The sequence below is a fragment of the Azospira sp. I13 genome (assembly GCF_003112695.1).
GTDB lineage: Bacteria > Pseudomonadota > Gammaproteobacteria > Burkholderiales > Rhodocyclaceae > Azospira.
In genome coordinates, this window is record NZ_BFBP01000007.1 from 1 (window position 1) to 24,578 (window position 24,578).

The 24,578-nt window shown below is 53.4% G+C and carries 25 protein-coding genes; 9 read left to right on the forward strand and 16 right to left on the reverse strand.

Going from position 1 to position 24,578, the window contains the following annotated elements; translation table 11 throughout:
- Window positions 1-40: 40 nt before the first annotated feature.
- Entirely contained in the window at window positions 41-802 is a 762-nt protein-coding gene (locus AZSI13_RS06805; protein ID WP_165833377.1) for a TnsA endonuclease N-terminal domain-containing protein, read from the reverse strand.
- Window positions 803-1,070: 268 nt separating this feature from the next.
- Between AZSI13_RS06805 and AZSI13_RS06810 the strand changes: the two genes are divergently transcribed.
- Together AZSI13_RS06810 and AZSI13_RS06815 are read left to right on the forward strand one after the other, a co-directional pair.
- On the forward strand, window positions 1,071-1,364 hold the full coding sequence (locus tag AZSI13_RS06810; RefSeq protein WP_165833379.1) for a helix-turn-helix transcriptional regulator: 294 nt from the start codon (window positions 1,071-1,073) through the stop codon (window positions 1,362-1,364).
- Window positions 1,365-1,414: 50 nt separating this feature from the next.
- The gene (locus AZSI13_RS06815) at window positions 1,415-2,164 is read left to right on the forward strand and encodes a phage Gp37/Gp68 family protein (protein ID WP_014236187.1); all 750 of its coding nucleotides are present in this window, start codon (window positions 1,415-1,417) and stop codon (window positions 2,162-2,164) included.
- Here the strand turns inward: AZSI13_RS06815 and AZSI13_RS06820 are convergent.
- Entirely contained in the window at window positions 2,161-2,982 is an 822-nt protein-coding gene (locus AZSI13_RS06820) for a three-Cys-motif partner protein TcmP (RefSeq protein WP_014236186.1), read from the reverse strand. The genes AZSI13_RS06815 and AZSI13_RS06820 overlap by 4 nt on opposite strands.
- A 284-nt stretch (window positions 2,983-3,266) precedes the next feature.
- On the opposite strand from AZSI13_RS06820, the gene AZSI13_RS06825 reads away from it, so the two are divergent.
- Both AZSI13_RS06825 and copK read left to right on the forward strand, forming a co-directional pair.
- Window positions 3,267-3,659 carry a CzcE family metal-binding protein gene (locus tag AZSI13_RS06825; RefSeq protein WP_014236185.1) on the forward strand — a complete coding sequence of 131 codons (393 nt, stop codon included), beginning with the start codon at window positions 3,267-3,269 and terminating at the stop codon, window positions 3,657-3,659.
- A gap of 104 nt (window positions 3,660-3,763) precedes the next feature.
- Window positions 3,764-4,042 carry a periplasmic Cu(I)/Cu(II)-binding protein CopK gene (gene copK, locus AZSI13_RS06830; RefSeq protein WP_014236184.1) on the forward strand — a complete coding sequence of 93 codons (279 nt, stop codon included), beginning with the start codon at window positions 3,764-3,766 and terminating at the stop codon, window positions 4,040-4,042.
- A gap of 147 nt (window positions 4,043-4,189) precedes the next feature.
- On the opposite strand, the gene flgB is transcribed toward copK, so the two are convergent.
- The 13 genes from flgB to AZSI13_RS06895 all read right to left on the reverse strand — a co-directional run bounded on the left by flgB (window position 4,190) and on the right by AZSI13_RS06895 (window position 17,664).
- A complete protein-coding gene (gene flgB / locus AZSI13_RS06835; protein ID WP_232058775.1) occupies window positions 4,190-4,705 on the reverse strand; it encodes a flagellar basal body rod protein FlgB in 516 nt (171 codons plus the stop codon).
- 189 nt (window positions 4,706-4,894) lie between these two features.
- On the reverse strand, window positions 4,895-5,212 hold the full coding sequence (locus tag AZSI13_RS17240; RefSeq protein ID WP_133247277.1) for a hypothetical protein: 318 nt from the start codon (window positions 5,210-5,212) through the stop codon (window positions 4,895-4,897).
- Window positions 5,213-5,358: 146 nt separating this feature from the next.
- Entirely contained in the window at window positions 5,359-6,015 is a 657-nt protein-coding gene (locus AZSI13_RS06840) for an isoprenylcysteine carboxylmethyltransferase family protein (protein WP_109040440.1), read from the reverse strand.
- The gene (locus AZSI13_RS06845; RefSeq protein WP_109040441.1) at window positions 6,012-6,278 is read right to left on the reverse strand and encodes a DUF2933 domain-containing protein; all 267 of its coding nucleotides are present in this window, start codon (window positions 6,276-6,278) and stop codon (window positions 6,012-6,014) included. The genes AZSI13_RS06840 and AZSI13_RS06845 overlap by 4 nt, the downstream gene beginning before the upstream one ends.
- 742 nt (window positions 6,279-7,020) lie before the next feature.
- Window positions 7,021-7,275, reverse strand: coding sequence for a hypothetical protein (locus AZSI13_RS06855; RefSeq protein WP_014236180.1), 255 nt, complete (start codon window positions 7,273-7,275; stop codon window positions 7,021-7,023).
- Window positions 7,276-7,379: 104 nt separating this feature from the next.
- Window positions 7,380-9,662 (reverse strand): heavy metal translocating P-type ATPase, encoded by a 2,283-nt coding sequence (locus AZSI13_RS06860; protein WP_109040442.1) that lies wholly within the window; start codon window positions 9,660-9,662, stop codon window positions 7,380-7,382.
- Between the two features lie 66 nt (window positions 9,663-9,728).
- Entirely contained in the window at window positions 9,729-10,130 is a 402-nt protein-coding gene (locus AZSI13_RS06865) for a hypothetical protein (RefSeq protein ID WP_109040443.1), read from the reverse strand.
- 19 nt (window positions 10,131-10,149) lie between these two features.
- Complete coding sequence (locus AZSI13_RS06870; RefSeq protein WP_014236177.1) at window positions 10,150-13,284, reverse strand: efflux RND transporter permease subunit; 3,135 nt, start codon at window positions 13,282-13,284, stop codon at window positions 10,150-10,152.
- Window positions 13,285-13,308: 24 nt separating this feature from the next.
- Window positions 13,309-14,895, reverse strand: coding sequence for an efflux RND transporter periplasmic adaptor subunit (locus AZSI13_RS06875; RefSeq protein ID WP_014236176.1), 1,587 nt, complete (start codon window positions 14,893-14,895; stop codon window positions 13,309-13,311).
- Complete coding sequence (locus tag AZSI13_RS06880; RefSeq protein ID WP_014236175.1) at window positions 14,892-16,163, reverse strand: TolC family protein; 1,272 nt, start codon at window positions 16,161-16,163, stop codon at window positions 14,892-14,894. The genes AZSI13_RS06875 and AZSI13_RS06880 overlap by 4 nt, the downstream gene beginning before the upstream one ends.
- Before the next feature lie 52 nt (window positions 16,164-16,215).
- Window positions 16,216-16,557, reverse strand: coding sequence for a copper-binding protein (locus AZSI13_RS06885; protein ID WP_014236174.1), 342 nt, complete (start codon window positions 16,555-16,557; stop codon window positions 16,216-16,218).
- Window positions 16,558-16,578: 21 nt separating this feature from the next.
- On the reverse strand, window positions 16,579-17,025 hold the full coding sequence (locus tag AZSI13_RS06890) for a DUF411 domain-containing protein (protein ID WP_109040444.1): 447 nt from the start codon (window positions 17,023-17,025) through the stop codon (window positions 16,579-16,581).
- 84 nt (window positions 17,026-17,109) lie between these two features.
- Window positions 17,110-17,664, reverse strand: coding sequence for a cytochrome c (locus AZSI13_RS06895; RefSeq protein ID WP_235609702.1), 555 nt, complete (start codon window positions 17,662-17,664; stop codon window positions 17,110-17,112).
- Between the two features lie 218 nt (window positions 17,665-17,882).
- On the opposite strand from AZSI13_RS06895, the gene AZSI13_RS06900 reads away from it, so the two are divergent.
- Both AZSI13_RS06900 and AZSI13_RS06905 read left to right on the forward strand, forming a co-directional pair.
- Window positions 17,883-18,560: a heavy metal response regulator transcription factor gene (locus AZSI13_RS06900; RefSeq protein WP_014236171.1), complete on the forward strand. Its 678-nt coding sequence runs from the start codon at window positions 17,883-17,885 to the stop codon at window positions 18,558-18,560.
- Window positions 18,557-19,924 carry a heavy metal sensor histidine kinase gene (locus AZSI13_RS06905; protein ID WP_109040446.1) on the forward strand — a complete coding sequence of 456 codons (1,368 nt, stop codon included), beginning with the start codon at window positions 18,557-18,559 and terminating at the stop codon, window positions 19,922-19,924. The genes AZSI13_RS06900 and AZSI13_RS06905 overlap by 4 nt, the downstream gene beginning before the upstream one ends.
- A gap of 15 nt (window positions 19,925-19,939) precedes the next feature.
- On the opposite strand, the gene AZSI13_RS06910 is transcribed toward AZSI13_RS06905, so the two are convergent.
- On the reverse strand, window positions 19,940-20,149 hold the full coding sequence (locus AZSI13_RS06910; RefSeq protein WP_014236169.1) for a heavy-metal-associated domain-containing protein: 210 nt from the start codon (window positions 20,147-20,149) through the stop codon (window positions 19,940-19,942).
- Between the two features lie 177 nt (window positions 20,150-20,326).
- Here AZSI13_RS06910 and AZSI13_RS06915 point away from each other — a divergent pair, with 177 nt between their 5' ends.
- From AZSI13_RS06915 to AZSI13_RS06925, 3 genes are all read left to right on the forward strand, one after another.
- On the forward strand, window positions 20,327-22,546 hold the full coding sequence (locus tag AZSI13_RS06915) for a cation-translocating P-type ATPase (protein ID WP_109040447.1): 2,220 nt from the start codon (window positions 20,327-20,329) through the stop codon (window positions 22,544-22,546).
- Between the two features lie 20 nt (window positions 22,547-22,566).
- Complete coding sequence (gene cueR / locus AZSI13_RS06920) at window positions 22,567-22,995, forward strand: Cu(I)-responsive transcriptional regulator (protein ID WP_109040448.1); 429 nt, start codon at window positions 22,567-22,569, stop codon at window positions 22,993-22,995.
- A 142-nt stretch (window positions 22,996-23,137) separates the two neighbouring features.
- A complete protein-coding gene (locus AZSI13_RS06925; protein WP_109040449.1) occupies window positions 23,138-24,394 on the forward strand; it encodes a hypothetical protein in 1,257 nt (418 codons plus the stop codon).
- Window positions 24,395-24,578 lie beyond the last annotated feature (184 nt).

A 24,578-nucleotide genomic window follows, 5' to 3' on the forward strand; every position in this document is an offset into this window, starting at 1 on the left:
CGACCTAGGCGTTTCTGAAAAAAGTGAGGTGGGTCAATTTTCAGTTGATGCCCTGGGTCATTTTTACTGTGTTGCTAACAACGAACCGCGAACTCATGATGAGATACCGGATTCCCATGCGTTCTGCGTAGCGTCGCTCAAGTTCCAGGCGTTCTAGCGTTCGCCACTTCACCTCCTGATCCGGATCCTCAATCGGCTTACAGGAGATTGCTACCAGGTCGAACTCGTTACCGTTCCGTACGGTGACGAGAAAGTCGATGGTGGCAACATAGGGAATATCAGTACCAGGAAAGTAGCCGTGGTCGATCCCAGCTTCCGCTGCAATGTCAAAGAGGCCAGTACAGTAGCCTAGCTGCAGCCCATCAGTTCCCGGAGTTCCATACAGGGGATGAGGATGCGCAATTGGCCAAAGGGGGTACTGCTCCCGCAGATCATGAATCTGCAGCCATAGAAGCAAAAGTGCGATCTGGTACTCGCCACGGGAAAAGAAATACCCAACTCGATGCAGCGGATGTAAGTGTGCTGCGACTTGATTGGACTCACGAGATGAGTTCTTCCGCCGGAGGGTAAGCCATGGCTGATAGTCAGCGCCGTGCCCCATCCCGTATCCCTGCTGGACGCGCTCATTGAGCTTGTCCCAAGTCATTACGCGGCGATGCTTTTTTTGCGTCCCGGTTGGCGAATTGATGCTGGCCAGCCACCGCTGTAGCTTTTCATTCCTAGTAGGACTGTCGAGTGCAGCATGTCGATGCTTATCGACCAACGCACCGATATCCCGCTGGATCTGCTCAGCAAGTTCCATTCGCGCACCTCCGAACATCCGGTTCGTCTGCCCAGACTTTGTTCAACATCTAAGTGTGGGCTTAACTACGTCTTTAATCGGCCAAACAACTAGCGTCAAACGAGTCTGAGAACGAAACAGCGCTCCGACTTCGGCACCGCCCCCTCATGGGCATCACAAGATTTTCCCCGAGGTTTCAGCAATTGCATTCAGGCAACTCCACTTAGGACAATAATATGCGCCAAATGCATATATAATGCAAAATATACATTATTCGTCACACGCCTCAATGATCACCAACATTCCCGAGTTAATCCGAAAAGCCCGTGGTCGCAGGAGTCAGGCTGAATTCGCCAAATTTCTGGGCGTTTCTCAATCGACGCTCTGTCGCTACGAAAGCGGAGAGGTCAATCCCAGAGCCGAAGTCATTGAGCAATGTATGCACCTGGTGCATGGAAACGACGATGACCAGGGATCCTCCATTGAAGAACTCGTGGCCAAGGTCCGGGGACGGTTAGGGCGAGCGGATCAGGCGCCTTTACGGACGGCCCTCTCCAAACTGATCGACGGCCTTGCAGTCTGATTAACTGGCCTAGTGAGATTAAGGACTACTGCTTGTAGGAAGGAGCTGCTATGACAACTCAAACCAGTATCGAGTGGACTGAACAAACCTGGAATCCCACAACTGGGTGCACCAAAATATCTCCCGGATGCAAGCATTGCTACGCTGAAGTTATGGCTCGTCGGTTGCATGCCATGGGGGCGCCAGGCTATGAAAATGGCTTCAAGTTGGCCATCCTGCCGGAACGGCTGAAGCAACCGCTGCAACGGAAAAAGCCGACCGTCTACTTCGTCAATTCCATGAGCGACCTCTTCCACGAGGACATTCCGGATACGTTCCTAGACCAAGTCTTTGACGTCATCCGCAATACCCCTCAGCACACTTACCAGATTCTGACCAAGCGGGCTGAGCGCCTACCTCAGTACTTCAGGGAGCGGGGATGCCCGAGTAATGTGTGGCTTGGGGTTTCGGTGGAAGACCGGAAATATGGTGTTCCCCGTATCGATTACCTGCGGCAGGTAGAGGCAAGTATCCGCTTTTTGTCGGTGGAGCCTTTGCTGGAAGATATCGGCGAGATCGACCTGACAGGGATTCACTGGGTCATTGTTGGCGGTGAATCGGGGCATCATGCCCGGCCCATGCAAGAGGACTGGGTAACCAACGTCCAGGAACAGGCAGATGCCGCCGGTTCTGCCTTCTTCTTTAAACAGTGGGGAGGATGGGGCGCAGATGGCGTTAAGCGCCACAAGAAAGCAAATGGACGAGTCTTCAAGGGCCGTACCTGGGATGCTTACCCTTCGGCCCAGCAAGTGGCCTACTAGAAAAGTCGTCCTTGGCCCTCCACATTTGCTGCCGTCTCCCAGAATTTGTGCGGCAGTTCGTGCTTGGCGGCCATGAGGAGCCAGTAAAGCGGCTGGTTTTTCGTTCCGGTAATCAGTTTCATCTCCGTTGAAGGCCATACACCAAGATTGGCCACCAATTCTCTCCAGTAATCCACCACTTGTCGGCGAACCTCAAGTTGGGTGGTGGTAGTACACACTCCTTGGCGCCAGCCGGGTGCGAATGCATCAAAGGCAGAGTGTTCTGCAGATAGATTGATCGCCAGGTTGCGTTGAAGATCCATCGCACTTAAGTGGATCAGAAGATCAATCCGTTTGAGCCTCGACAGGGCCTGGATTACCCGAAAATCTAATGCCTCCAGATTGTAGGGGTCGATAAATGCAAAGTGGAGTGCATATCCGCTAACCGCCTTGACCATTAGGTCTGCTGCTTGTGCAGCACTAGCGTGTATCGGATGCACTGGAGCTCCGAGTGCTTTTAGGCGACTGGTGCAGGCCTTCAGCCGTTCTTCGTCTAAATCCGAGATATGGAGGGCAGTGAAGGGGGCGCCTCCCTCGACACTGGTCTTCCAGGCAGCCACGACACCGCCATCAATCCATTCACCGGTATCTCGAACTTTCGAGCGGCCCGTCCCGCAGAAAAGGTCGAAATAAACAGCACCTCCCTTTCGTTCGCCTATGTACTTCCGACGAGTGGCTCGGGAAATATCCAAGTATCGAGTAAGGTACTTGTGCTTGTCTTTGGCCCAGATCCCCACTTCGTCAGCAGGGAGTCCATCATCCCCAACAATCAGCCCCATAAGGCGCGCCTCAATTCATCCAAATATCATTATTGGAAACGATAGCGCCAATGACTTTAATAGGGCAATAGACCATGAATAAAACTTACACGCATATAAGAAGGCCTGGCTACTACTTCTATAGCCTTTAATGTTTATGGAAGCATTCCTGACAATTCTTATCAAAATGCTTTCATAAACGTAACGCCTGGGTCAGCGTTCTGTTGGTTTACGACTCCTAAGATGGCATCACGGTTGGACGCGATAGTCCGCCTCAATTAACTAGATGTCACAAGGAGAAAACCATGAAGACGAAGATTTCCCAACTGATGGCAATCGCTGCTATGAGTCTAGCGGCTGTCGGTACGACTTATGCCCACGAAGACTACTCCGAGGCAGGTGCCATTCATTGGCTTAGCCATGTTGCAGAAAGCACGGGAAGCCCGACGGCAAATCAGCAAGCAGCATTTGGATACGCCGCCACCAAAAGTGCCGATCGAGAAATCACTGTGGATAGCGGTACCAAGCACGTAAATGTCACTCGCCTGGAAACCGTCAAGATCAATGTCGGAGGCAAGACTGTTGTCTGGACCTTTGATACGTTGGGAACTGCCGCGTTTCCTCTTTCGAAAATCATGCCTGGCGCAGATGGCATTACGGTCTATGTAGCTGAAAATCCGAGCTATCAGGGGGGCTAATGCACTGACACCGGGGTGACACAATTGTCACCTTGGTGACGGCAGTTTGTCAGGATGAAACCCCTAATATCGGAACTGCAGTACACCTAAATGAGGAGATAAAAATGCTGAAGAAAGCACTAATCATTGCCGCCCTGAGTACCGCATGTGTATCCGCCTTCGCCGTCGACGCCTCTCAAGTTGAGAAATCGATCGAGTTGAAAGATGGCTCTACTCTCTACATCTTCAAAGATGGGAAAATGAGCATGGAGGACAAGTTCGGTCGTGCCACACGCATGAAGAAGGACACCGTAATGGAAACCAAAGACGGCCAGAAGATCATGATGCATGGTGACGAGGTCATGCGCCTTGATAATCTGTTGCACAGCGGGCATCGCGGTTAATCAATTTTGATGTCCATCTGAACGGCTCCCTTTGGGAGCCGTTTTCGTTTCATACATTCCTATAAATTCTGCCTAACATAGTTGCTCGGCAACTTAGGTCTTTATCGGATATATCCCGGCGTATTTAGGGATAAAAAGCCGAACGCTTCATTTCAAATTTTGCAGCATCTCCATCATGTGCTTGAAATGGCCGCTGACCCGATCCAAGGAGAATTCATACATCGTCGAATTCTCTGCAAACTTTGCTCGCTCAACATCCATCTCTACTGTATTCCCATCAGCTGCTGGTTGATAGGGAACATGATATTTGAGGGGAAAAGGAGGGGGCTGCTTGCTTCCAGATAAGTGACCTTGCACAGTATTTGCCAACGGGAGAGATGCTGAAGCTCCTCGGACGATCTCAGCAGCCTGCTCAATATCAATATCAACGGCCTTATAGCCAGGGGTGTCAGCATTCGCGATGTTCGACGCAATGAGTTGCTGCCGGTAAGCACGCACCCCTAGCATTTTTTGCTGAAAATCGTGACTGCCATGTCCCCCTTGTCCGATCGGGAAATGCGCGGAGTGCCCCGCAGCATTATTGGATAGCATTCCAGATGAGTGCCCAATTCCTTGGCTATTACCACTGGACCCAACTCCACCATGAGCAGCATGGGTGCTCATGGGACTACCTGCCTGTTGCGCAATCGCCTGGCTCAAAGCCCCAGAAAAGGCTCCGCCTTCAGCATTCCCCCCCCCATTCCCATGCCCCTCATGTCCGCCTTGAGCCGAAGACATAGAGGCATTGGCCACAGGAGGAATTGACGATGCCCCAGCCATGAGAGTGATAGTTTGTCGGTATCAGGGGGTTATCTATCTTCCAGAATCTTCCTTCGCCGAATATGCGGTTAGAACCTGGGAAATCCGATACTGATATTCAAAGCAATCGATGGAATGCGTCTTCCAATAATCAATCGCAGAACAACTAAAACCCACTAGCCATTTCCCAGGCCGGTCATAGTCAAGAATAGCCAGCTCTGCTGGCTGGCGCAGAAATTCTTTGGCCGTAGAGAGATGATTTGAGAGTGCTTTGGCTGCGTACTCTAGATTTAAAATAGCCAGTTGACCGGCAAAATCCAGATGAGACTCAACCTGGGCTCTAGCGCTACTGAATGGGGTCACCTCAGACATGATTTCTCCCTCTAACATAAAGGCTCATTGCCTCATAGGGAGAGTTTGCCTGGGGTAACCTGTCCCCCCCATAACGGGGAAATTACAAACCGGTCACGTTTCGGTCAGATTCCATAGCAGTTGCCTAGACGGGAGAAGCCCCCCCTCTATGCGGAGTCACCAGTCTCTTCAACCCGGATTATGGGAATCCACCTTGGAGTGTGCTCAGCATAATCGCGCCATGCCTCACCAAACATAGCTTGGCCAACTTGCTCTTCCCGATGAGCTAGTTTGACGTAGGTCGTCACGAGAAGAGGGAACAATAGAAGGGTAATAATTGTTGGCCACTGCAACAGAAACCCAAACATGATCAGAATAAAGGCTAGGTATTGTGGGTGCCGAATCCGCCGATATGGTCCCTCCGTCGCCAGCGTACTGCTCCTTTGTGCTTTGTAGAGAACTGGCCAGGCATTCGCTAGCAGTAGGAAGCCCCCAAGAATGAATACGGTCGATAGCAAATGGAAGGGGCCAAAGTGCGGGTTATTTTTCCAACCGAACAGCATTTCCGGTAAATGACCTGCATCATGAGATAGCCAGTCGATCCCAGGGAAATACTTCGTCAACCATCCAGACAGCAGATAAATGGTCAGCGGAAATCCATACATCTCGGTAAAGAGCGCAACCAGAAAGGCTGAAAACATCCCAAGCGTCCGCCAATCCTGTTTCGTTTGAGGCTTAAAAAAGCTGGCAGCAAAAAAAATGAAGAAGGCGGAGTTCAGGAGTACGAGAGTCCAAAGTCCGTAACCGGATTCACCATGGTTCATAGCCCAGTCTCCTTCTTTTCATCTTGCTCGTTGTTGTGCCCGTCCTCCTGCGCATGGCGTTCGTGATGGCCATGGTGCATGAACAGATGCATAAAGGGACAAGCCAGCAACAGCAGGTAGGGTAGAACGCCGAATAAATGGGCTTGGTGTTCAGACAGCAGATAGAACAATCCAGCTGCAGCAAAGAACCACCATCCCCACCATATTTTTCGCCCATGTCGTGCATGAGCAGAGTCGTCCTTTGTCTTGCTTTCAGTTCGCATTTCGCGGCTCCTTATCCTGGCGCCTTAGCGGGTATGGGCCGGAGGATGGTTACAACATCCTCTACTAATTGGATGGGCCGCATTCTGAATTTCATTGTCTTCAGTAAAGCGCCATATTGCTCGCATCCAACCATGAAATCCGCTGCACAGAACGAGCCCAGTACCAGCGCAGGTTTTCTCCAGCTGGGCCAAGGTGACCCGGAACAGGTCATATTCGACCAACAGAGCATCTCCCTCCGGAATGGCTGACCTCACCCCCTCCATCCCAAGAAGAAAGCCGCAAACCATACGAATTGCCTCCGGAACAGGAGATATGAAATGCAGTCGGCGTTTCTTGAAGACAGGTGCCAAGCCGAGGCGGCTGTTGGCAGTACATTCACCATACGCCCTGTCAGAGGAAGACTGGGATGCAGTTCTCATCGTGGTACTCCTTATGGCGTTCCTCAACCAATCACTTACTCGTTATGAATGAGGATGGCCTTGATGGAATCCATTTCTCCAAAATTCTTCCAATGGGAACTCTTAGGATCTGCCGGCGGTTGCACCCTCGTACAGCCGTGGTTGCATTGGATCTGCCAGCGTCGCATCAAAACATTCCGACAGAAGCCAAAGCGTATTTCCTTGGGATCACTACCAACTGCATCAGCCAAAAGACGGCATGAACAGAGATTACCGTGTCCAGGGTTTTCATATGGCGACATAGGGATGACGAGCCGGGATACCCGGCCCATACCTTAGTGACTTACTTGCCGTCACGCGGATGAAAGTGCTGCTTCTTGGCAACCTTCTTCTGACCTTCAGCAGGAGTGGCTTCCTTTTGATCCTTTGCAGGAGCGGTAACGCCAGTCTTCTCCTCCATGTGGGAATGGGGCTTGGTCTTGGTAGCCGTTGCTTCGGGAGCCGTTACCTTGTCGGAGTCCGCAGCAGCAAAAGCGCCATTAGAAAACAGAGCAACAGCAGCAACCAGGGTCGCAGCAAGAGTAATTTTGGTTTTCATGACAATCTCCTTGAACAGTTGAGTTGGGATCACGTCCGGTTGCCCCCGGACGATTTCCATCTTGCACCGGAAAAACCGTCAAAACCATTACCGCATCATTATTTTTATGTAAGGTTTGCCGCCTTAATGCCACGTAGTCGTAAGGCATTACTCACCACGCTGAGAGATGAAAGACTCATGGCCGCCGCAGCGATAATCGGGGACAAGACCAAGCCGAATGCTGGATAGAGAATCCCTGCCGCTACCGGCACCCCCAAAGCGTTGTACAAGAAGGCAAAGGCAAGGTTTTGCCGCATATTACCCACCGTAGCAGCCGATAGCAGGCGGGCACGGGCGATACCACGCAAATCACCTTTTACAAGAGTCACCTGGGCGCTGTTCATTGCCACGTCCGTACCGGTTCCCATGGCAATCCCAACATCAGCCTTGGCCAGTGCAGGCGCATCGTTTATGCCGTCTCCGGCCATGGCGACTACCCTTCCTTCCCTCTGCAGGCGTTCAACCAAGGCCAACTTGTCTGCTGGCTTCACTTCTCCATGGACTTCACTGATCCCCAATCGTTGCCCAACAGCCCGGGCAGTGGTGTCACCGTCACCGGTTGCCATTACCACCCGGAGGCCCGCTTCCCTTAAGACCGCTAATGCTTCCGGAGTGCTGGCCTTGACCGGGTCAGATACCGCAAGGACTCCGAGCAAGCGGCCGTCAGCTGCCAGGTACATGACACTGGCCCCTCCTTGGCGTAGCGTCTCTGCTTGCCCTGCCATGGGGGCTACCTCCACACCATCCTGGGACATCAGGACCGTATTGCCCAAAGCCAGCTGCTTGCCGGCGAGCATACCTCTCACGCCAATGCCGCTGGCGGACTCGAAACCCTCAACCTTTTCCAGGTTGAGACTCTGATCCCGGGCTGCTTGAACAATCGCAACAGCCAAGGGATGTTCGCTCCCCTGGTCAAGACTGGCAGCTAAACGTAATACCTCCTGTTGATCGACACCGGGGGCACCAATGGCACACTCAAACGTAGGCTTGCCTTCTGTGAGAGTGCCGGTCTTGTCCACGATCAGCGTATCGATCTCCCGGAGCCGCTCAATAGCCGCGGCATCTCGAAACAATACCCCCTGGGTAGCGGCCTTACCCGTTGCCACCATGATGGACATGGGTGTCGCCAGCCCCAGGGCACAGGGGCAGGCAATAATCAGCACGGAGACACCATTGATTAGCCCAAAGAGCCAACCCTTCTCTCCGCCGAAGAAGCCCCACCCAAAGAAGCTCAGAAGGGCAATAGCGACAACAACAATTACGAAATAGCCAGCCACCACATCGGCCATGCGCTGCATTGGGGCCTTGGAACGCTGGGCCTGGGCAACCATCTGGACAATCTGGGCCAGCATTGTTTCGGAGCCGATCTTTTCGGAGCGAATAATGAGGCTGCCAGAGGTATTCATTGTGGCACCAATCACCTTGTCCCCAGGCCGCTTGGTCACCGGGATCGGCTCACCCGTCAGCATGGATTCATCCACCGCACTGGAGCCCTCGGTAACCTCACCATCCACCGGGACTTTTTCTCCCGGGCGAACTCGCAGAGTATCCCCCACGTGGACATAATTAAGGGGGATGTCCTCTTCAGTCCCGTCAGCATTGATCCGACGCGCCGTTTTGGGCGCCAGCCCCAGCAAGGACTTGATCGCTGCAGAGGTTTGGGAGCGGGCCCGTAATTCCAGCATTTGCCCCAACAGCGTCAGGGAAATAATCACCGCCGCCGCCTCGAAATACACCCCGATCCGGCCGTGAGCTTCAAACGAGGCCGGGAACAGTCCCGGGGCCAAGGCTGCCACCACGCTGTAGGAAAAGGCGGCGCCGGTACCGATTCCGATAAGCGTCCACATGTTGGGGGTCCGGTGGACCAGGGACTGCCAGCAACGGATGAAGAAAGGGGCTCCCGCCCAGAAAACGATGGGAACGGACAACACCATTTCCGCCCAGGTCCGTAGCTGTGGTGCCAGGAATTCGAGTTGATGCCCCGCCATCGCCAGCATTACTACCAAGAGCGTTAGCGGTAGGCTGCCCCAGAAGCGAAACCGGAAATCCCGATACTCCGAATTGCCTTCCTCTGCCTCCAGTTCCGGAATGATCGGCTCCAAAGCCATACCGCACTTGGGACAGGTTCCAGGCCCCAGCTGACGAACCTCCGGATGCATTGGGCAGGTGTACTCAGCACCGGTGGGCGCCTTTTCCTCCTGGCGGGGATGCAGATACTGCCGCGGATCAGCATCGAATTTTGCCTTGCACTTGCCGCTACAGAACCGGTAGTGCGTCCCCCCAAAATCAGACGCATGGGGGGAATCCGGCTTTACGGTCATTCCACATACGGGATCAATGTCACTCATTTCAGCTCCTCCCCACGGCTGCTAGTCGGGTATGCGCAACCTAAACAGTTCCTCTGCAGATAAAGATCAGTGCTTATCTGGCGCCATCATGCGCTTCATCATTTCCATATGATGCTCATGGTTACCGCCCGCAGGCAGGCCTCCCGACATTTCGTCCATCATCGAGCAGCCCTCCATTCCTCCAACCATACCTTCTGCCGTCTGCATGCTCTCGTGGAGGGTATGCATGTATTCAGTCAGCAGTCGCTTACGCTCCTGGTCGTCTTTGGCCTTTGCGATTTTCTGGACCTGCAAGCGGAGTCTGATGACATCAGACTTAAGCGTATTGATTCCCCCACTTTGCTGGAGGGGCGCCGGAGCTGAAGCTGGGGTTTGAGGCTTTTCCGGATGATGTTCGTCATTGGCAAAGGCTGCAGACGACAATCCCAGACACAGACAGAGGATCGGAAGGGATATCCTGGTTCTCATGATATTTCTCCTAATGCGCTTAACTCTCTTTCCCATTCTTCAACCGCCACTGCTTAATCAGGGCGTAGATCGCGGGAATCACTGCCAGAGTGAGGATTGTCGAGGAAATCATTCCACCAACCATGGGGGCTGCAATACGGCTCATGACTTCCGAGCCGGTACCGGTACCCCACATGATGGGCAGGAGGCCCGCCATGATGGCCACCACGGTCATCATCTTCGGACGGACTCGCTCTACTGCACCCTCCATAATCGCTTCGTACAAGTCGCCCAGGCTGGGCTCCTGGCCAGATGCCCGACGCTTGGTCTTGAGTTCTTCCCAGGCATGGTCGAGGTAGATCAACATGACTACCCCGGTCTCCGCAGCCACGCCGGCCAGTGCGATAAAGCCAACCGCCACTGCAACCGACAGGTTGTAGCCCAGCAGCCACATGAGCCAGACCCCTCCCACCAGGGCAAACGGGACTGACAGCATCACAATGAGCGTTTCGGTCAGACGTTTGAAATTGAGGTAGAGCAACAGGAAGATGATGAGCAGGGTGACAGGCACCACAACCTTCATCTTCTCGATAGCCCGTTCCATGGATTCAAATTGGCCGCTCCAGGTGGCGTAATAGCCGGGAGGGAACTTCACCTTTTCAGCAACGGCCTTCTTGGCATCTGCAACATAACCACCGATGTCCCGATCACGGATATCCACAAATATGTAAGCGGAAAGCAGTGCGTTTTCTGTTCGGATACCTGGCGTTCCCTTGGCTACTTGGACCTTGGCCAGTTGCCCAAGCGGAATCATGGCTCCATCCGCAGTTGGCACGAGTACCTGCTGGGCAATTTGCTGCGGATCGGAACGCAACTCCCGGGGATAGCGAACAGTCACACCGAAGCGCTCCCGTCCTTCAACGGTAGTGGTGACCATTTCACCGCCCAAGGCTTGGCCAATCACATCCTGCAATTCCCCAACAGCCAGCCCATACCGGGCAAGCTGGGTACGGTCGGGCTCGATGTTTAGGTAATAGCCGCCAGTGATTCGTTCCGCAAAGGCCGAGGTTGTCCCGGGAACTTCTTTCACAACAGTTTCGATTTCTCGGGCAAGGCTCTCCATCTCACTCAAATCTTTACCAAAGACCTTGATGCCGATGGGCGTACGGATCCCCGTAGAGAGCATGTCGATCCGAGCCTTGATCGGCATCGTCCAGGCATTAGATACACCAGGGAACTGCAGAGCCTTGTCCATTTCGGCTATGAGCTTGTCAGTTGTCATGCCCTGGCGCCATTCAGACTCCGGCTTAAGGTTGATCACGGTCTCAAACATCTCTGTCGGCGCCGGATCAGTCGCGGTATTGGCGCGACCAGCCTTGCCGTAGACCGAGGCAACTTCCGGGAAACTCTTAATGATTTTGTTCTGGGTTTGGAGAAGCTCTGCCGCCTTAGTAATGGACATCCCTGGCAGGGAAGCCGGCATGTAGAGCAAGGTCCCTTCGTTCAGTGTGGGCATGAACTCTGAGCCCAATTTGGAAGCGGGATAGATTGAGATCAGCATCGCCACAATCGCAGCGATGATGGTGGCAGTCTTCCGACGCATCACCCACGCAATAATCGGCCGGTATCCCCAGATGAGGAATCGATTCACCGGGTTTTTAGCTTCCGGCATGATCTTGCCGCGGATAAACAGCATCATCAGGACCGGAACTAACGTGACCGACAGGAGAGCAGCACCGGCCATGGAGAAGGTTTTGGTATAGGCAAGCGGGGAAAACAGCCGTCCTTCCTGGGCCTCCAGCGTGAATACAGGGAGGAAGGAGACAGTGATGATCAACAGCGAGAAGAACAACGCCGGCCCCACCTCCTTGCAAGCGGCAATCATTGCTTCCACCCGCTCAGAATGGCTGTGATTTTCGGGCAGCCGCTCAATGTGCTTATGAGCGTTCTCAATCATGACGATGGCGGCATCAATCATCGCCCCAATGGCGATGGCAATCCCCCCAAGACTCATGAGGTTGGAGTTCATCCCTAACAAACGCATGGAGATGAAGGAAATCAGGACGCCTACAGGCAGCATCAGAATTGCCACCAGGGCGCTACGTAGGTGCAGTAGAAACACAACACACACCAGAGCCACGATGACGCTTTCTTCCGCCAGGGTATGCTTTAGCGTGTCAATCGCCCGATGAATGAGTTCGGAGCGGTCATAGACCGTCTCAATGGTTACCCCCTCAGGAAGACCGGAGGAAATCTCGCCGATCTTCTCCTTGAGGTTATGGATGACCTCTAGGGCATTCTGGCCATAACGAGCCATTGCAATGCCGGAGACAACCTCTCCCTCTCCATTCAGCTCGGTCAACCCGCGACGCTCATCGGGCGCCAATTCGACTCGGGCAATGTCCCGAATCATGACGGGGGTTCCGCCTTGGGCCTTAACAACCAGATTCTCAATGTCTGCGGTGCCACGGAGATATCCTTTGCCGCGGACCATGTATTCGGTTTCAGCCATCTCAACGACACGCCCCCCCACATCGCGATTGGAATCCCGAATAACCTGGGAGACTTTGGACAGGGGGATGCCGTAAGACCGTAGCTTTACCGGATCTACGGTAACTTGGTAGGTCTGGACAAAGCCTCCGATGGAGGCAACCTCAGCCACACCATGCGCTTTGGTCAGCTGGTAGCGCAGGTACCAGTCCTGCAGGGTACGGAGTTCTGCCAGGGTCTTGTTCTTTGCCAAGACGGCATACTGATAAACCCAACCAACACCGGTGGCATCCGGACCAATTTGGGGCGTAACACCCTTGGGCATCCGGCCGGCGGCAAAGTTGAGATATTCCAGGACCCTGGACCGGGCCCAGTAGATATCCGTTCCGTCCTCAAAGATGATGTAAACAAAGGAGGCGCCAAAGAACGAGAAGCCTCTAACCACCTTGGACTTCGGTACAGAGAGCATTGCCGAAGTTAGCGGATAGGTAACCTGATCCTCCACCACCTGGGGAGCCTGCCCGGGATACTCGGTATAGACAATAACCTGTACATCCGACAGGTCAGGCAGGGCATCAAGCGGTGTCCGTACGACAGCAACGACACCGGCAACAATGATGAATAGCGTGGCTAACAAGACCAGGAAGCGATTCCGCCCTGACCATTCAATGATTTTTGCCAACATCGCGCTGGGCTCCTTTTATTTTTCTCAGTGACCAGCGTGAGGATTGGCCTGGACTGGGACAGCGGCAACGGGGCTAATGGTGGTTACAACCCATTCTCCCGGACTGCGCTCCACAAACTCAAATTTGATGGGGGTCCCAGGTTTGAGGTCTTTGAGCAGAGATTGATTGGCCACCTTGAACTCCATCGTCATGGCAGGCCACTTCAGGCTCGGGATTGCCCCGTGGGCAAGCATCACGGTCCCTGCTTTAGCATCAAGGTCTTCAACCTTGCCCTCTGCCTTGTAGCCAACGCCTACAGGCTTATCTTGGCCTGCACCAGGAGAGGAGCTGCCATGGCCGGAATGACCGAATCCACCGACTACAGCCTTGAGGTTACTTTCCGCATCAATGAGGAAGTTGGCTGCAACAACAACCTGCTCACCCTCCCGAACTCCTTCGATTACCTCCACCCGGTTCTCACTCCGGGCACCAAGCTTTACGTCACGCGGCTCAAATCGACCTTCCTTCGCCTGGATCAGAACAATTTGCCGGGTACCACTATCAATTACGGCCGAGTTCGGGATAGTGACTACAGCACCCTTGGCAATAGTGGGGAGTTCTACCTGGGCAAACATGCCGGGCTTCAGCAGATTGCCAGGGTTGGGGAGTTCGAGCCGAACCGGAATGGTCCGTGTATCTGCCTTCAAGGTCGGATACACATAGGAAACGGTCCCTTCGAAGGTCTTTTCAGGGTAAGCGTTGATTTTTACTTTCGCTTTGGCACCGGACTTCACCCATCCAATATCTTGCTCAAAGACATCAGCAATCACCCAGACGGTGCCCAAATCAGTAATTTGGTAGAGCACATCCCCTGGAGCAAAGCGCATTCCCTGAACCGCCTTCTTTTCAGCCACAATGCCATTAACAGGAGAACGAAAAATCAGCGTACGTTTGGCATCGCCAGATTTGGTCAAGGATTTGACTTGTTCCTCAGAAATATCCCAATTTCGCAAGCGAGTCAGACTGGAGTCGGCTAACTGACGCATGCCAGACTGGGCAGCGTCATCAGCAGATTTCATGCTCTCTAGCCCTTGGGAAGCAATTGCGTACTCCCGCTGTGCCGAGACCAGTTCAGGGCTATAGACCTCAAACAGTGGTTGTCCCTTGCCAACCGCCTGTCCGGTCGCATTCACATAGAGGCGTTCGACATAGCCTTCATATTTTGGAGAAATAGCGTAAGTGCGGCGTTCATCGGGTTCGATTCTGCCAGCAGCCCGAACCACCTTATCAAGACTCTCAAGGGTCGCCGCTTCGGTTCGAACACCCAGCTTCTGAATCTTTTCCGTGCTGATCTTGATCTGGTTTGCTGAGGCCGGCTCGTCGTCCTGCTCCCCCTCATATACCGGGATGTAGTCCATCCCCATGGGATCCTTTTTTGGTACCTGGGAGGTATCCGGCAAACCCATCGGATTGCGGTAATAGAGAATCTTCCGCTCTGCCTTCCCAGAGTCAGTGGGGCTAGCCACGGTGTCGTGGGCATGGGGAGCATTTCCACTATTCTGTCCTGCCCAATACCCACCACCTGCAGCCAGAACAGCAACTACGGCAACTGAAATGACTCCCTTGTTCATAGTTCTTCTCCGAGAATACGTTCTACCTCAGCCAGACGTACTTGAGCCTCGGCACGGGACTTAATCTGGTTGAGTTTGGCCTGTCTGATTTGGCGCTGGGCATCCAGCAACGTGGTGAAATCCACCTTGCCAGTCTCATAACCAGCGAGGGCGGCCTTAAATGTCAATTCAGCCTGTGGCAGTAGGTTGTCTGTCGACAAACGCTCCGTCCGTACCGCAGCCTCCAGCGCTGCCAAACTCTCAGAAAGATCCGAGAGCAGTTGGTTAGCAGTTGCTTCGCGTCGGGCACGACTAGCCGAAACCATTGCTTCTGCCTCACGCTCCTGGGCACGGCGGCTGGCTTGTTGTAATGGGATATTGATTTCGAACATCAAATCCCATTGCTTCACATCATTTCCCATCTGGTTGGGAACAAGACCCAGGGTGAAATCGGGATATCGATTTTTGTAAGCCAGATCTCGGCTCTTCTCGGCGGCTTTGATGCGATGCCCTTCAGCCGAGAGCATCGGGTTCTTGGCCTCGGCCCGCTCTACTAGACTGGCGTAATCCAATTTGGCCGGCGGAGGCAAAGGGCGCAGGATTTCGGGAGATGCCAGGGACGCCGATGCCGGCCGTCCGAGCAGAGCATTCATCCGGGTAGTAAGGTGGTGATGCTCAGTTTCCAGGGCAATGAGTTCATTGCGCATTGCAGTTTGCTCAACCTGAGCACGAATAACATCCTGCTGGGCAGCCAATCCGTTTGCGTAGCGAACTCGAGCTATGCGCTCCAAGCGAACCATAAGATCCAATATTTCTTGGGTCAGGGTTTCATTGCGAGCTAGATAGTACAGTTGGGCATAGGTCGTCTTGATTTTGGCAGAAACCTCGCTCCAGACCCCGTAAGCACGCCCTTTGGCCCCAGCAGCCTCTAGTTCTGCAATTTCACGTTTGAGATCGCGTTTGCCGAACCACGGAACATCCTGCATCAGGGTATAACGAGCCGTACCAACACGGTTGGGGGCAAGCGTTGGGCTCTGAGCCCCCCCCTTTGTGATATCCATCAACTCGGTACGCAGCCGGGGGTCGGGCAAGGCGCCTGCCGGAACTATCCGCTCTGCTGCGGCATCGGCTTCGTAGCGCATGCTGGCAAATTCAGGATTGTTCTCCCGAGCAATCGAGAGAAGGCTCTCCACCGTGCTGCCCGGTTGAACCTGGGCTCCGGCACTTATGCTCCAGGCTGCAATAAGCGCGGCGCACAGGATGTTGCGCGAGGTTTTTATTGATTTCATGTTTGGACCCTCGTGGAAGTTTCCGATTACACCGCGCTCAAACTAGAGTCACCTAGTTTTGAGGCTCCAGGCGAACGATGGTCATCGCACCATCAATGTTTTCTGAGGCAAAGCGGATTTTCTGCCCTTCCTTCACCTTGCCAAGCCAAGATGCATCTTTGACCAGGAACGCCATAGTCATAGGAGGCATTCCATTCGGCAAAGCACCATGCGATACCGTCAGTTTTCCACCTGCCTTATCCACCTTTTTGACGATGCCATCAATCAGGGCAGATTGAGTGGCTTCCATGTGCATTCCACCGTGGCTGCCATGATCATCATGGCCAGATGCTGCCATACCAATAGCGGGCCCCAGCAGAGCAACGGCAACAAACGGAACAATCATCTTTTTCATGTCAATCTCCTAATTATGAACTCAGTGCTTGGCAAAAACCTTGTAGCTACCGTCAGGCATGACGAGTAGGGTGTCATACGGCTGCGGGTGATTAGTCTCCATACCCGGAGAGCCTTGGGGCATCCCGGGGACAGCAAGGCCGATGGCTTTGGGCTTTTCTTTAAGAAGGCGCTGAACATCTGCAGCAGGAACATGGCCCTCAATGGCATAGCCGCCAACTTTGGCGGTATGACAGGACCCAAACTTTTCGGGCATTCCGGTTGCCTTGCGTGCAGCAGGAACGTCGGTCACATTCTGGGTTGTTACATCGAATCCTGCCTTACGCATGTGTTCAACCCACTCCTTGCAGCAACCGCAGTAAGGACTCTTGAAGACTTCGACATGAGTAGAGGTTTGCGCGTAAGCAGCACCGGAAGCCGCCACAGCGGCGACCATTAGCAACTGCCGAAATGTCATTTGTAGGGTCATAACTGTCTAGCTCCTGCGTTGTAAGTCCCCAGTTTGAGGACTCGTCCCCTACAGTTGGCTGACTCGCGGATTACATTTTTGTAATCAATGGCTATGTACGTGGCCTGGACTGTGTTCATCTACCGAATGGTGGCTGGGACCACCACTGGCACCATGGGCATCCGGAATTCCAGAATGAGAATGGCCGTTGCTGGCACTCACCAGTTGCTGGTAACTATCGGTAGATTGCGTGGGGAGGACATTCAGGAAAGCAACCAAATCCCAAATAGCTGCATCATCCATCCCTCCTTTTGCCCAGGCAGGCATGCCGGAGGCCTTGATGCCATGTTTGATGATCCAGAAGTCCCGGGCGTCAGAACTCGGGTCATGGGCGTTTTCTCGCACTACCGATAGATTGGGCGGAGTGGGATATAGCCCTTGGCGGATTTCGCTATTTCCAGCACTGGGGGATAGATGGCAGTCGACGCACATGGCCTCGTAATTCCCCGCACCACGGCGGACTCGTTCAGGAGAGCCTAGATCCGCAGGAACATCTACTCCTTTAACCTCTCGGCTTATGGAACGCTCTCTTGCATAAGTGATGAGAGATGTCACTAACTCAGAATGGGGCTCATCCGCGGCAAAGGAGGGAAACCCCATGCTGATGGATGCTCCGACCACGCTTACAAATACTGCAGCTACGCCTACGACAGTAAGAAAGGGCTTTTGCATTGGAATGCGGTTATTTAGGAGTAACCAGGATTCTGGTAGATGCCGCATAACGAGGGACTGACATCAACATTACATTTATGTAATGCGGATGCTTTCTGGGTGATTTCAGCCTCACAATGCGCCTATTCGACCTTCAGGAGAGTGATGTGAAGATACTGGTCGTAGAAGACGAACCCAAAACAGGTGACTATCTGCATAAGGGGCTCTCAGAAGCCGGGTTTGTAGTGGACCTAGCTCGGGATGGGTTCGATGGACTACATTTGGCCCTAACTGAAGCCTATGACTTGGCCATTCTCGACGTAATGCTTCCCGGTATTGATGGATGGCAGGTATTGCAAGGAATCCGTAAGGCCGGCAAGGAAATCCCCGTACTTTTCCTTACTGCTCGCGACTCGGTGGATGACCGGGTCAAAGGCCTAGAACTGGGGGCGGATGATTACCTCGTAAAACCCTTCGCTTTTGCAGAACTGCTCGCAAGAGTTAGAACGCTTTTGCGCCGTGGTACAAAGGCCCGCGAGGATGATGTTTTGCGAATTGCGGATCTGGAACTGGATCTTCGCCGGCGTCGGGTCACTCGTGGAGGGAGAAAGATCGACCTGACATCCAAGGAATTTTCCTTACTGGAACTTTTGCTACGCCGACGTGGCGAGGTGCTGCCCCGATCCCTCATCGCATCCCAGGTCTGGGATATGAATTTCGACAGCGACACCAATATTATTGAGGTCGCCATTCGTCGCTTGCGGTCCAAAGTGGACGACGGATTCGAGCTAAAGCTGATCCGGACAGCACGAGGCATGGGGTATGTGCTGGAGGATGGGGAATGAAGCCCTTAGGCAAGAAGTCTATAACGCTTCGGCTAACACTGCTTTTTACTGTTGTTTCCGCCCTGGTGCTGACAACACTTGGGCTAGCGGTAGGTGCTCTGGTTGAGCGCCACTTTGAAGAAATGGACACAGAACTGTTGGTGGGGAAGTTCGAGCTCGTCAGCCATGCTCTATGGGAGCACAGTCAGAGTGCCTTGAGTGACCGACTGGACGCAGCACTGGTTGGGCATCACGGACTGGCAGTAGCTATTTGGGACGCTTCCGGCAAGCCGATTTATTCCCACGGCAGTGTTGATTTCCCATCAATCATGAAGGTGCCAGGCACTGACCTTAGAACTCACCCTAAGCTCTGGCGAAATGAAGATGGGCAGCTTTTCCGAGGCATATCCGGCACTGTTACCGGAGGTGCCATCGTTGCGGTCTCCACTGAATTGCAAGTCCATGAACATTTCATGCACTCTTTCAATAAGACGTTCTGGGGTTTAGTCGCCTTGGCCGCGATAGCTAGTGGTCTATTCGGCTGGCTGGCTGCCAGAGGGGGGCTTTCCCCCTTACGGGAAATATGCCGCGATACTGCGGGGATTACGGCCGACCACTTAGACCGCCGGCTGACTGCAGAAGACTTCCCCATCGAACTTGCGGAAGTAGCTAGGACGCTAAATGAAATGCTCGGTCGCCTTGAGGCGTCCTTCCGTCGACTCTCCGAATTTTCCTCTGACCTTGCACACGAGTTGCGCACACCAGTTAGTAACCTCCTTACCCAGACACAAGTCACACTATCGAAAACTCGCACTGCCGAGGAATATCGAGAGGTATTGGTATCGAACTCCGAAGAATTCGAGCGGCTTTCCCGAACCATCGCAGATATGTTGTTTCTGGCTAAAGCTGAAAACGATCTAGTTGTGCCGGAACTTGGGCCGCTGAACTTGCGTGAGGAAACCGATGACTTACTGGAGTTTTATGAAGCTCTGGCGGATGAAAGGGGCGTAACCCTATCCATCAAAGGAGAGGCTTCCGTAGCAGGTGATAGGTTGATGCTCCGGCGAGCTATTGGCAACTTGCTATCCAATGCTTTCCGACACACCCCTAGGAGTGGCGTCATTGCCGTGTTGCTAACAAACGTCGATGGAATGGCAACTATCAGCATTAGCAATACAGGCCAAACTATCTCTCCGGAGCATCTTCCTCGATTATTTGACCGCTTTTATCGGGCCGATCCGTCAAGGCAACGGGACTCCGAAGGAGCGGGCTTAGGCCTCGCTATTACGCGATCTATCCTGCGCGCCCACGGAGGCAATGCGACGGTGCGCTCTGAGGATGGATTGACAACCTTTGAACTACGGCTGCCGTCTATTCAGCAGTAAGCAGCCTGCCACTACTTAAGCATTCTCGACCCTGAGGGGCATATAGCCAGCTTCAGAAATTGCACCTTCCACCTCTTCAACACTGACGCTTACTGATTCAATAGATATCAGATGCTGCTCCAGAGTGATTGTGATCTTGGCATGTTTGTCCAGATCCCGAAGCGCCTGGGTGAGCTTGCTGACGCAATGGCCACAGGTCATGTCATCAACTTTGAAGGTAATCACGGTTTTCTCCTTTCATTTTTTGGGAAGTTACCCTGACCACTTTCTTCCTTCCTACAGGGGGAAGGTCAACACCGTGATGTCGTTATTTGGATGAAGTCGTTTTTTTCAGTTTGAACCGTTGACCTTCCCTCCATGGGAATCTTCAGCATAGGCGCTATAACGCTTCTGGAGAGTTCCATGTCTGCCTTTACTTCAACTATTCGCACTACGAACCACACCCTTTTAGTCGACGGGATGAGTTGTGCCTCCTGTGTCGCCCGGGTGGAGAAAGCCCTTTTAAAGGTGCCTGGAGTGCAAGAGGCTTCAATAAATTTGGCCTCTGAAAAGGCGACGGTGATCACGTTGCCCGACGTATCGTTTGCCACGCTTGCCGCAGCCATTGGGAAAGCCGGGTATGCCGCCAGCCCCGAGACAGCTGGAGAAGTTCCTGCTGTGAAGCGACGTTTTCCGGAATGGTGGCCGGTCGCAGTCAGTACCGTCCTTACACTTCCGCTACTTGCACCGATGTTGCTTGAGCTCCTGGGGAAGGAATGGATGTTGGATGGCTGGTGGCAACTTGCATTGGCAACCCCCGTTCAGCTCTGGCTGGGCTTACGGTTTTACCGGGCCGGGTGGAAGGCAGTTCGGGCCCGTGCCGGCAATATGGACCTATTGGTGGCCCTGGGAACTTCTGCTGCCTATGGCTTATCGGTGTATCTGCTTTGGAGAAATACAGATACCAGAATGCCCCATCTTTATTTTGAGGCATCTGCGGCTGTCATCACCTTGGTGCTTCTGGGGAAATGGCTGGAAACACGAGCCAAGCGACAAACTACCGACGCTATCAGGTCCCTTAACGCACTTCGCCCAACGGTGGCTCGCGTCCTGATAGAAGGGCAGGAAGTCTCTATTCCTGTCCAGCAAGTTGCAATCGGAGACAAGGTGGTGGTGCGGCCAGGAGAGCGGATCCCAGTGGATGGGACTGTCATCAATGGACAAAGCCACGTCGATGAAGCTCTGATTACCGGAGAAAGCCTCCCTATCGCGAAGGCTCCTGGTGATCAGGTGACAGGCGGATCGGTGAATGGTGAAGGATTAATGGTTCTGCGAACCATCGCCATCGGTACAGAAACCACTCTAGCCCGCATCATCCGGATGGTGGAATCTGCGCAAGCAGCCAAAGCTCCGATTCAGCGTATCGTTGATCGAATCAGCGCTGTCTTCGTACCAGTCGTCCTTTCCATCGCCATACTGACATTTATTGTTTGGGTGCTACTCCTGGCAGACTGGGAGGTCGCATTGATCAACGCGGTAACAGTCTTAGTAATTGCCTGTCCATGCGCCCTTGGCCTTGCCACCCCTACCTCAATAATGGCGGGTACCGGTGTGGCGGCCCGACATGGCATCCTGATCAAAGACGCTGAAGCACTCGAAATTGCCCACTCGGTAACAGCCGTTGCTTTTGATAAGACGGGAACACTGACGGAGGGAAAGCCAATGCTGGTCGCTGTCGAGGCTGTTGAAGGCATGGACAAGAACAACATCCTTCAGTTGTCGGCTGCGCTGCAAAAGACCAGTGACCACCCCTTGGCCCATGCTGTCCTGGAAATGGCCAAATCACAACGACTAGCAGTACCCGACACGGTGAATGCCAAAGCCCTTCCTGGACGTGGAGTGCAAGGAGTAGTTGGTGGGGAAATCCTGATGCTGGGTAGCACCCGACTAATGTTGGAGTCTGGAACAGCCCCCGCTCGACTACTGGAACGTGCGGCTGCCCTTGAAAAGCAAGGGCGAACTATCTCCTGGCTACTTCGTAGCCGCGGAAATGAAACAGAGACATTGGGCCTTCTAGCTTTTGGTGATGCTGTGAAAGGTGCTTCTTACCAAGCGGTGGCCAACTTGCATAAGCTAGGCATCAAAACAGTGATGTTGACTGGGGATAATCAGGGAAGCGCCAACGCCGTTGCCGAGAATCTGGGTATTGATGAAGTCTGGGCTGGATTGTTGCCAGAGGATAAGGCCTCAATCATTCAGGACCTCCGTGACCGTGGATACGTTGTGGCAATGGTTGGAGATGGACTGAACGATGCTCCCAGTTTGGTCGCCGCTGATGTTGGGCTCAGCATGTCCACTGGGACCGATGTGGCGATGCAGGCAGCCGGAATCACCTTAATGCGAGGAGACCCCCGCCTGGTTGCCGATTCTCTCGATGTTTCTCGCCGCACTTACGGAAAAATCAAACAGGGTCTTTTTTGGGCTTTTGCTTACAACATCCTCGGTATTCCCCTCGCAGCTGCCGGAATGCTAAGTCCTGTTGTTGCAGGGGCAGCGATGGCATTCAGTAGTGTTAGCGTAGTAATGAATGCGCTATTACTTCGCCGCTGGCGTAGCGCCAGTGATATCAGACATCCTGATTGAATCTAGCCAGGGAGCTAAAAATGAATATTGGAGAGGTAGCAAAGGCCGCCGGCATCTCGACCAAGATGATTCGTCATTATGAGAGTGTAGGGTTGTTGCCACCGGCCTGTAGAACTGCGGCGGGCTACCGCCAATACGGATTAGCTGACATCCGGACCCTGCAGTTTATTCGTCGCTCTCGAGATCTCGGATTCTCCATTGATGAAATTCGAAATTTGCTAAGTCTTTGGCAGAACCGAGACCGTACCAGCCGCGAGGTAAAAGCCCTGGCCAAGGAGCATCTAGACGAGCTCGAAAAGAAGCTCCAAGAGCTTCTTGCAATGAAAAAGGCGCTCCAGCATCTAGTCAGTTGTTGCCAAGGAAATCACCGGCCCGATTGCCCCATCCTGGAAGAACTGGCTGGCGATAGTAACCATCTTTCCATGACGGGTCTTAGCCTATCGCCATAGCTTCAGAACGATTGAAGAAAATGCGCTGAGCCAAGGAATTTGTCAAATGCATGGAACTACGCCTAGGTAATTAGGGGAACGAGGCGTTCTGATTACCTTTTGTACTAGCAAAAGTAATTCCGCCCTTTCATAATGCTTCGTCATGAAGCAACTTCTCCTGCCCATAGCGCAAGCCTATAAGGCTGACCCCGAGTCTGTTTACAACACTTGGTTTGTTAGTAGTGAAGATCGCCTCAAAGCGTTTCGAAGCATCCGGCGCGGTGTTGGTACGGTTGTCGAGGACATCAAGCAGAAGCGTTTCCCCAACGACTTCAAAGGATCATCGCTGGAATTTGTGCTGAGCTGTATTGCTGAGCAAAAGCAGGTGTTTGAAGGGGCGGCCCATCCCTTCTATTGGAAGCCTAAGCTTCGCATCCCGGATATCTACGAGAACGATGAAAATAAGGGGGCGTTCGGGGAATTTCTCTTCGCCTGCCTGGAAACCGCCGACATCCGGATTCTGGAAAGGGAAGTTTTGAAGCTTGCCGGCCGCAGCATCAAGGGCCTGGGGCCAGCGGTCGCCAATATCCTCTACTTTCTTCATCCCACACTGTTTCCGCCATTTAATACGGCGATGCTCAACGGTTTCAATGCCCTCTTTCAGGCCAAGAAGAAGTTAGGGTCTTGGGACAGCTACCTGGAAATGCGCGAGACGATCATCGAAGCCAATTCGACGCTTGGAACACTTTCCAAGGATCTTGGCGCGTTCAGTGGCATGTTGTTTGAGATCGGGGTAGGACGCTTGGCCCCCGATTCTAATGGCCAGCAAACCTTGGCTGCGGCGCAGGAAAAACTGGAGAAAAGTCGCCGCAAACGGCACGCACAGGTTGAACAGGATGTTGTGGAGGAACGGCTGCACACCAAGGTTCAGCACCAACTTTCTGAACTAGGGCGTACCCTGGGATATGACGTCTTGGTCGCACGCAATGACCGTAGTGCGCAATACCAAGGCCGCCCGCTGGGATTCCACTGCCTAGAGCATCTTCCAGACTTGGGATTGTCTCCGGAGGTGCACGCTACGGCGGAACTGATCGATGTCCTTTGGCTGTACAAGGGGAAGGCGCAGATTGCCGCCGCCTTTGAGGTTGAAAAAAGTACCTCCATCTATTCCGGAATATTGCGCCTCACCGATATGGCCCTTTCCATTCCGGGAAAGGAGGAACATCTTTATCTAGTGGCGCCAGCGGCCCGCGAGCGGGAGATTGTTGATCAACTGAAACGCCCGATGTTCCAGCGACCTGATGAGTTTTCCTTGGGATACATCCTTTTTGAAGAGCTCGATCGGCATTTTGAGTCCCTCTGCAAACTTGGCGATAACCATCATATCCTAGACAAGTTGGCCTGCCGCTGTTGCGTTTGAGCCGTCCAGTGGGGAATCCGGATACGCCTGACCAAGTGCAGTCTAGCCCCCAACATTCCACATCGTGGTCATCGGGCATACGTGCCAGTAAGCGAACGATCTCTCGACATAACTGCCACATGACCCCTTCCGGCTTTGTAGCCACATCATCGAAGCAATAATGCACTCATCACACATAAAGCAG

Bases quoted from the DNA above. Each gene is read 5' to 3' on its own strand.
- AZSI13_RS06805 (WP_165833377.1), bottom strand. From the start codon at position 802: ATGGAACTTGCTGAGCAGATCCAGCGGGATATCGGTGCGTTGGTCGAT.
- AZSI13_RS06840 (WP_109040440.1), bottom strand. From the start codon at position 6,015: ATGAACCATGGTGAATCCGGTTACGGACTTTGGACTCTCGTACTCCTG.
- AZSI13_RS06890 (WP_109040444.1), bottom strand. From the start codon at position 17,025: ATGACCCTACAAATGACATTTCGGCAGTTGCTAATGGTCGCCGCTGTG.
- AZSI13_RS06865 (WP_109040443.1), bottom strand. From the start codon at position 10,130: ATGAGAACCAGGATATCCCTTCCGATCCTCTGTCTGTGTCTGGGATTG.
- copK (WP_014236184.1), top strand. From the start codon at position 3,764: ATGCTGAAGAAAGCACTAATCATTGCCGCCCTGAGTACCGCATGTGTA.
- flgB (WP_232058775.1), bottom strand. From the start codon at position 4,705: ATGAGCACCCATGCTGCTCATGGTGGAGTTGGGTCCAGTGGTAATAGC.
- AZSI13_RS06855 (WP_014236180.1), bottom strand. From the start codon at position 7,275: ATGAAAACCAAAATTACTCTTGCTGCGACCCTGGTTGCTGCTGTTGCT.
- AZSI13_RS06860 (WP_109040442.1), bottom strand. From the start codon at position 9,662: ATGAGTGACATTGATCCCGTATGTGGAATGACCGTAAAGCCGGATTCC.
- AZSI13_RS06825 (WP_014236185.1), top strand. From the start codon at position 3,267: ATGAAGACGAAGATTTCCCAACTGATGGCAATCGCTGCTATGAGTCTA.
- AZSI13_RS06845 (WP_109040441.1), bottom strand. From the start codon at position 6,278: ATGCGAACTGAAAGCAAGACAAAGGACGACTCTGCTCATGCACGACAT.
- AZSI13_RS06820 (WP_014236186.1), bottom strand. From the start codon at position 2,982: ATGGGGCTGATTGTTGGGGATGATGGACTCCCTGCTGACGAAGTGGGG.
- AZSI13_RS06815 (WP_014236187.1), top strand. From the start codon at position 1,415: ATGACAACTCAAACCAGTATCGAGTGGACTGAACAAACCTGGAATCCC.
- AZSI13_RS06915 (WP_109040447.1), top strand. From the start codon at position 20,327: ATGTCTGCCTTTACTTCAACTATTCGCACTACGAACCACACCCTTTTA.
- AZSI13_RS06895 (WP_235609702.1), bottom strand. From the start codon at position 17,664: ATGGGGTTTCCCTCCTTTGCCGCGGATGAGCCCCATTCTGAGTTAGTG.
- AZSI13_RS06810 (WP_165833379.1), top strand. From the start codon at position 1,071: ATGATCACCAACATTCCCGAGTTAATCCGAAAAGCCCGTGGTCGCAGG.
- AZSI13_RS06870 (WP_014236177.1), bottom strand. From the start codon at position 13,284: ATGTTGGCAAAAATCATTGAATGGTCAGGGCGGAATCGCTTCCTGGTC.
- AZSI13_RS06875 (WP_014236176.1), bottom strand. From the start codon at position 14,895: ATGAACAAGGGAGTCATTTCAGTTGCCGTAGTTGCTGTTCTGGCTGCA.
- AZSI13_RS06925 (WP_109040449.1), top strand. From the start codon at position 23,138: ATGAAGCAACTTCTCCTGCCCATAGCGCAAGCCTATAAGGCTGACCCC.
- AZSI13_RS06905 (WP_109040446.1), top strand. From the start codon at position 18,557: ATGAAGCCCTTAGGCAAGAAGTCTATAACGCTTCGGCTAACACTGCTT.
- AZSI13_RS17240 (WP_133247277.1), bottom strand. From the start codon at position 5,212: ATGTCTGAGGTGACCCCATTCAGTAGCGCTAGAGCCCAGGTTGAGTCT.
- AZSI13_RS06885 (WP_014236174.1), bottom strand. From the start codon at position 16,557: ATGAAAAAGATGATTGTTCCGTTTGTTGCCGTTGCTCTGCTGGGGCCC.
- cueR (WP_109040448.1), top strand. From the start codon at position 22,567: ATGAATATTGGAGAGGTAGCAAAGGCCGCCGGCATCTCGACCAAGATG.
- AZSI13_RS06880 (WP_014236175.1), bottom strand. From the start codon at position 16,163: ATGAAATCAATAAAAACCTCGCGCAACATCCTGTGCGCCGCGCTTATT.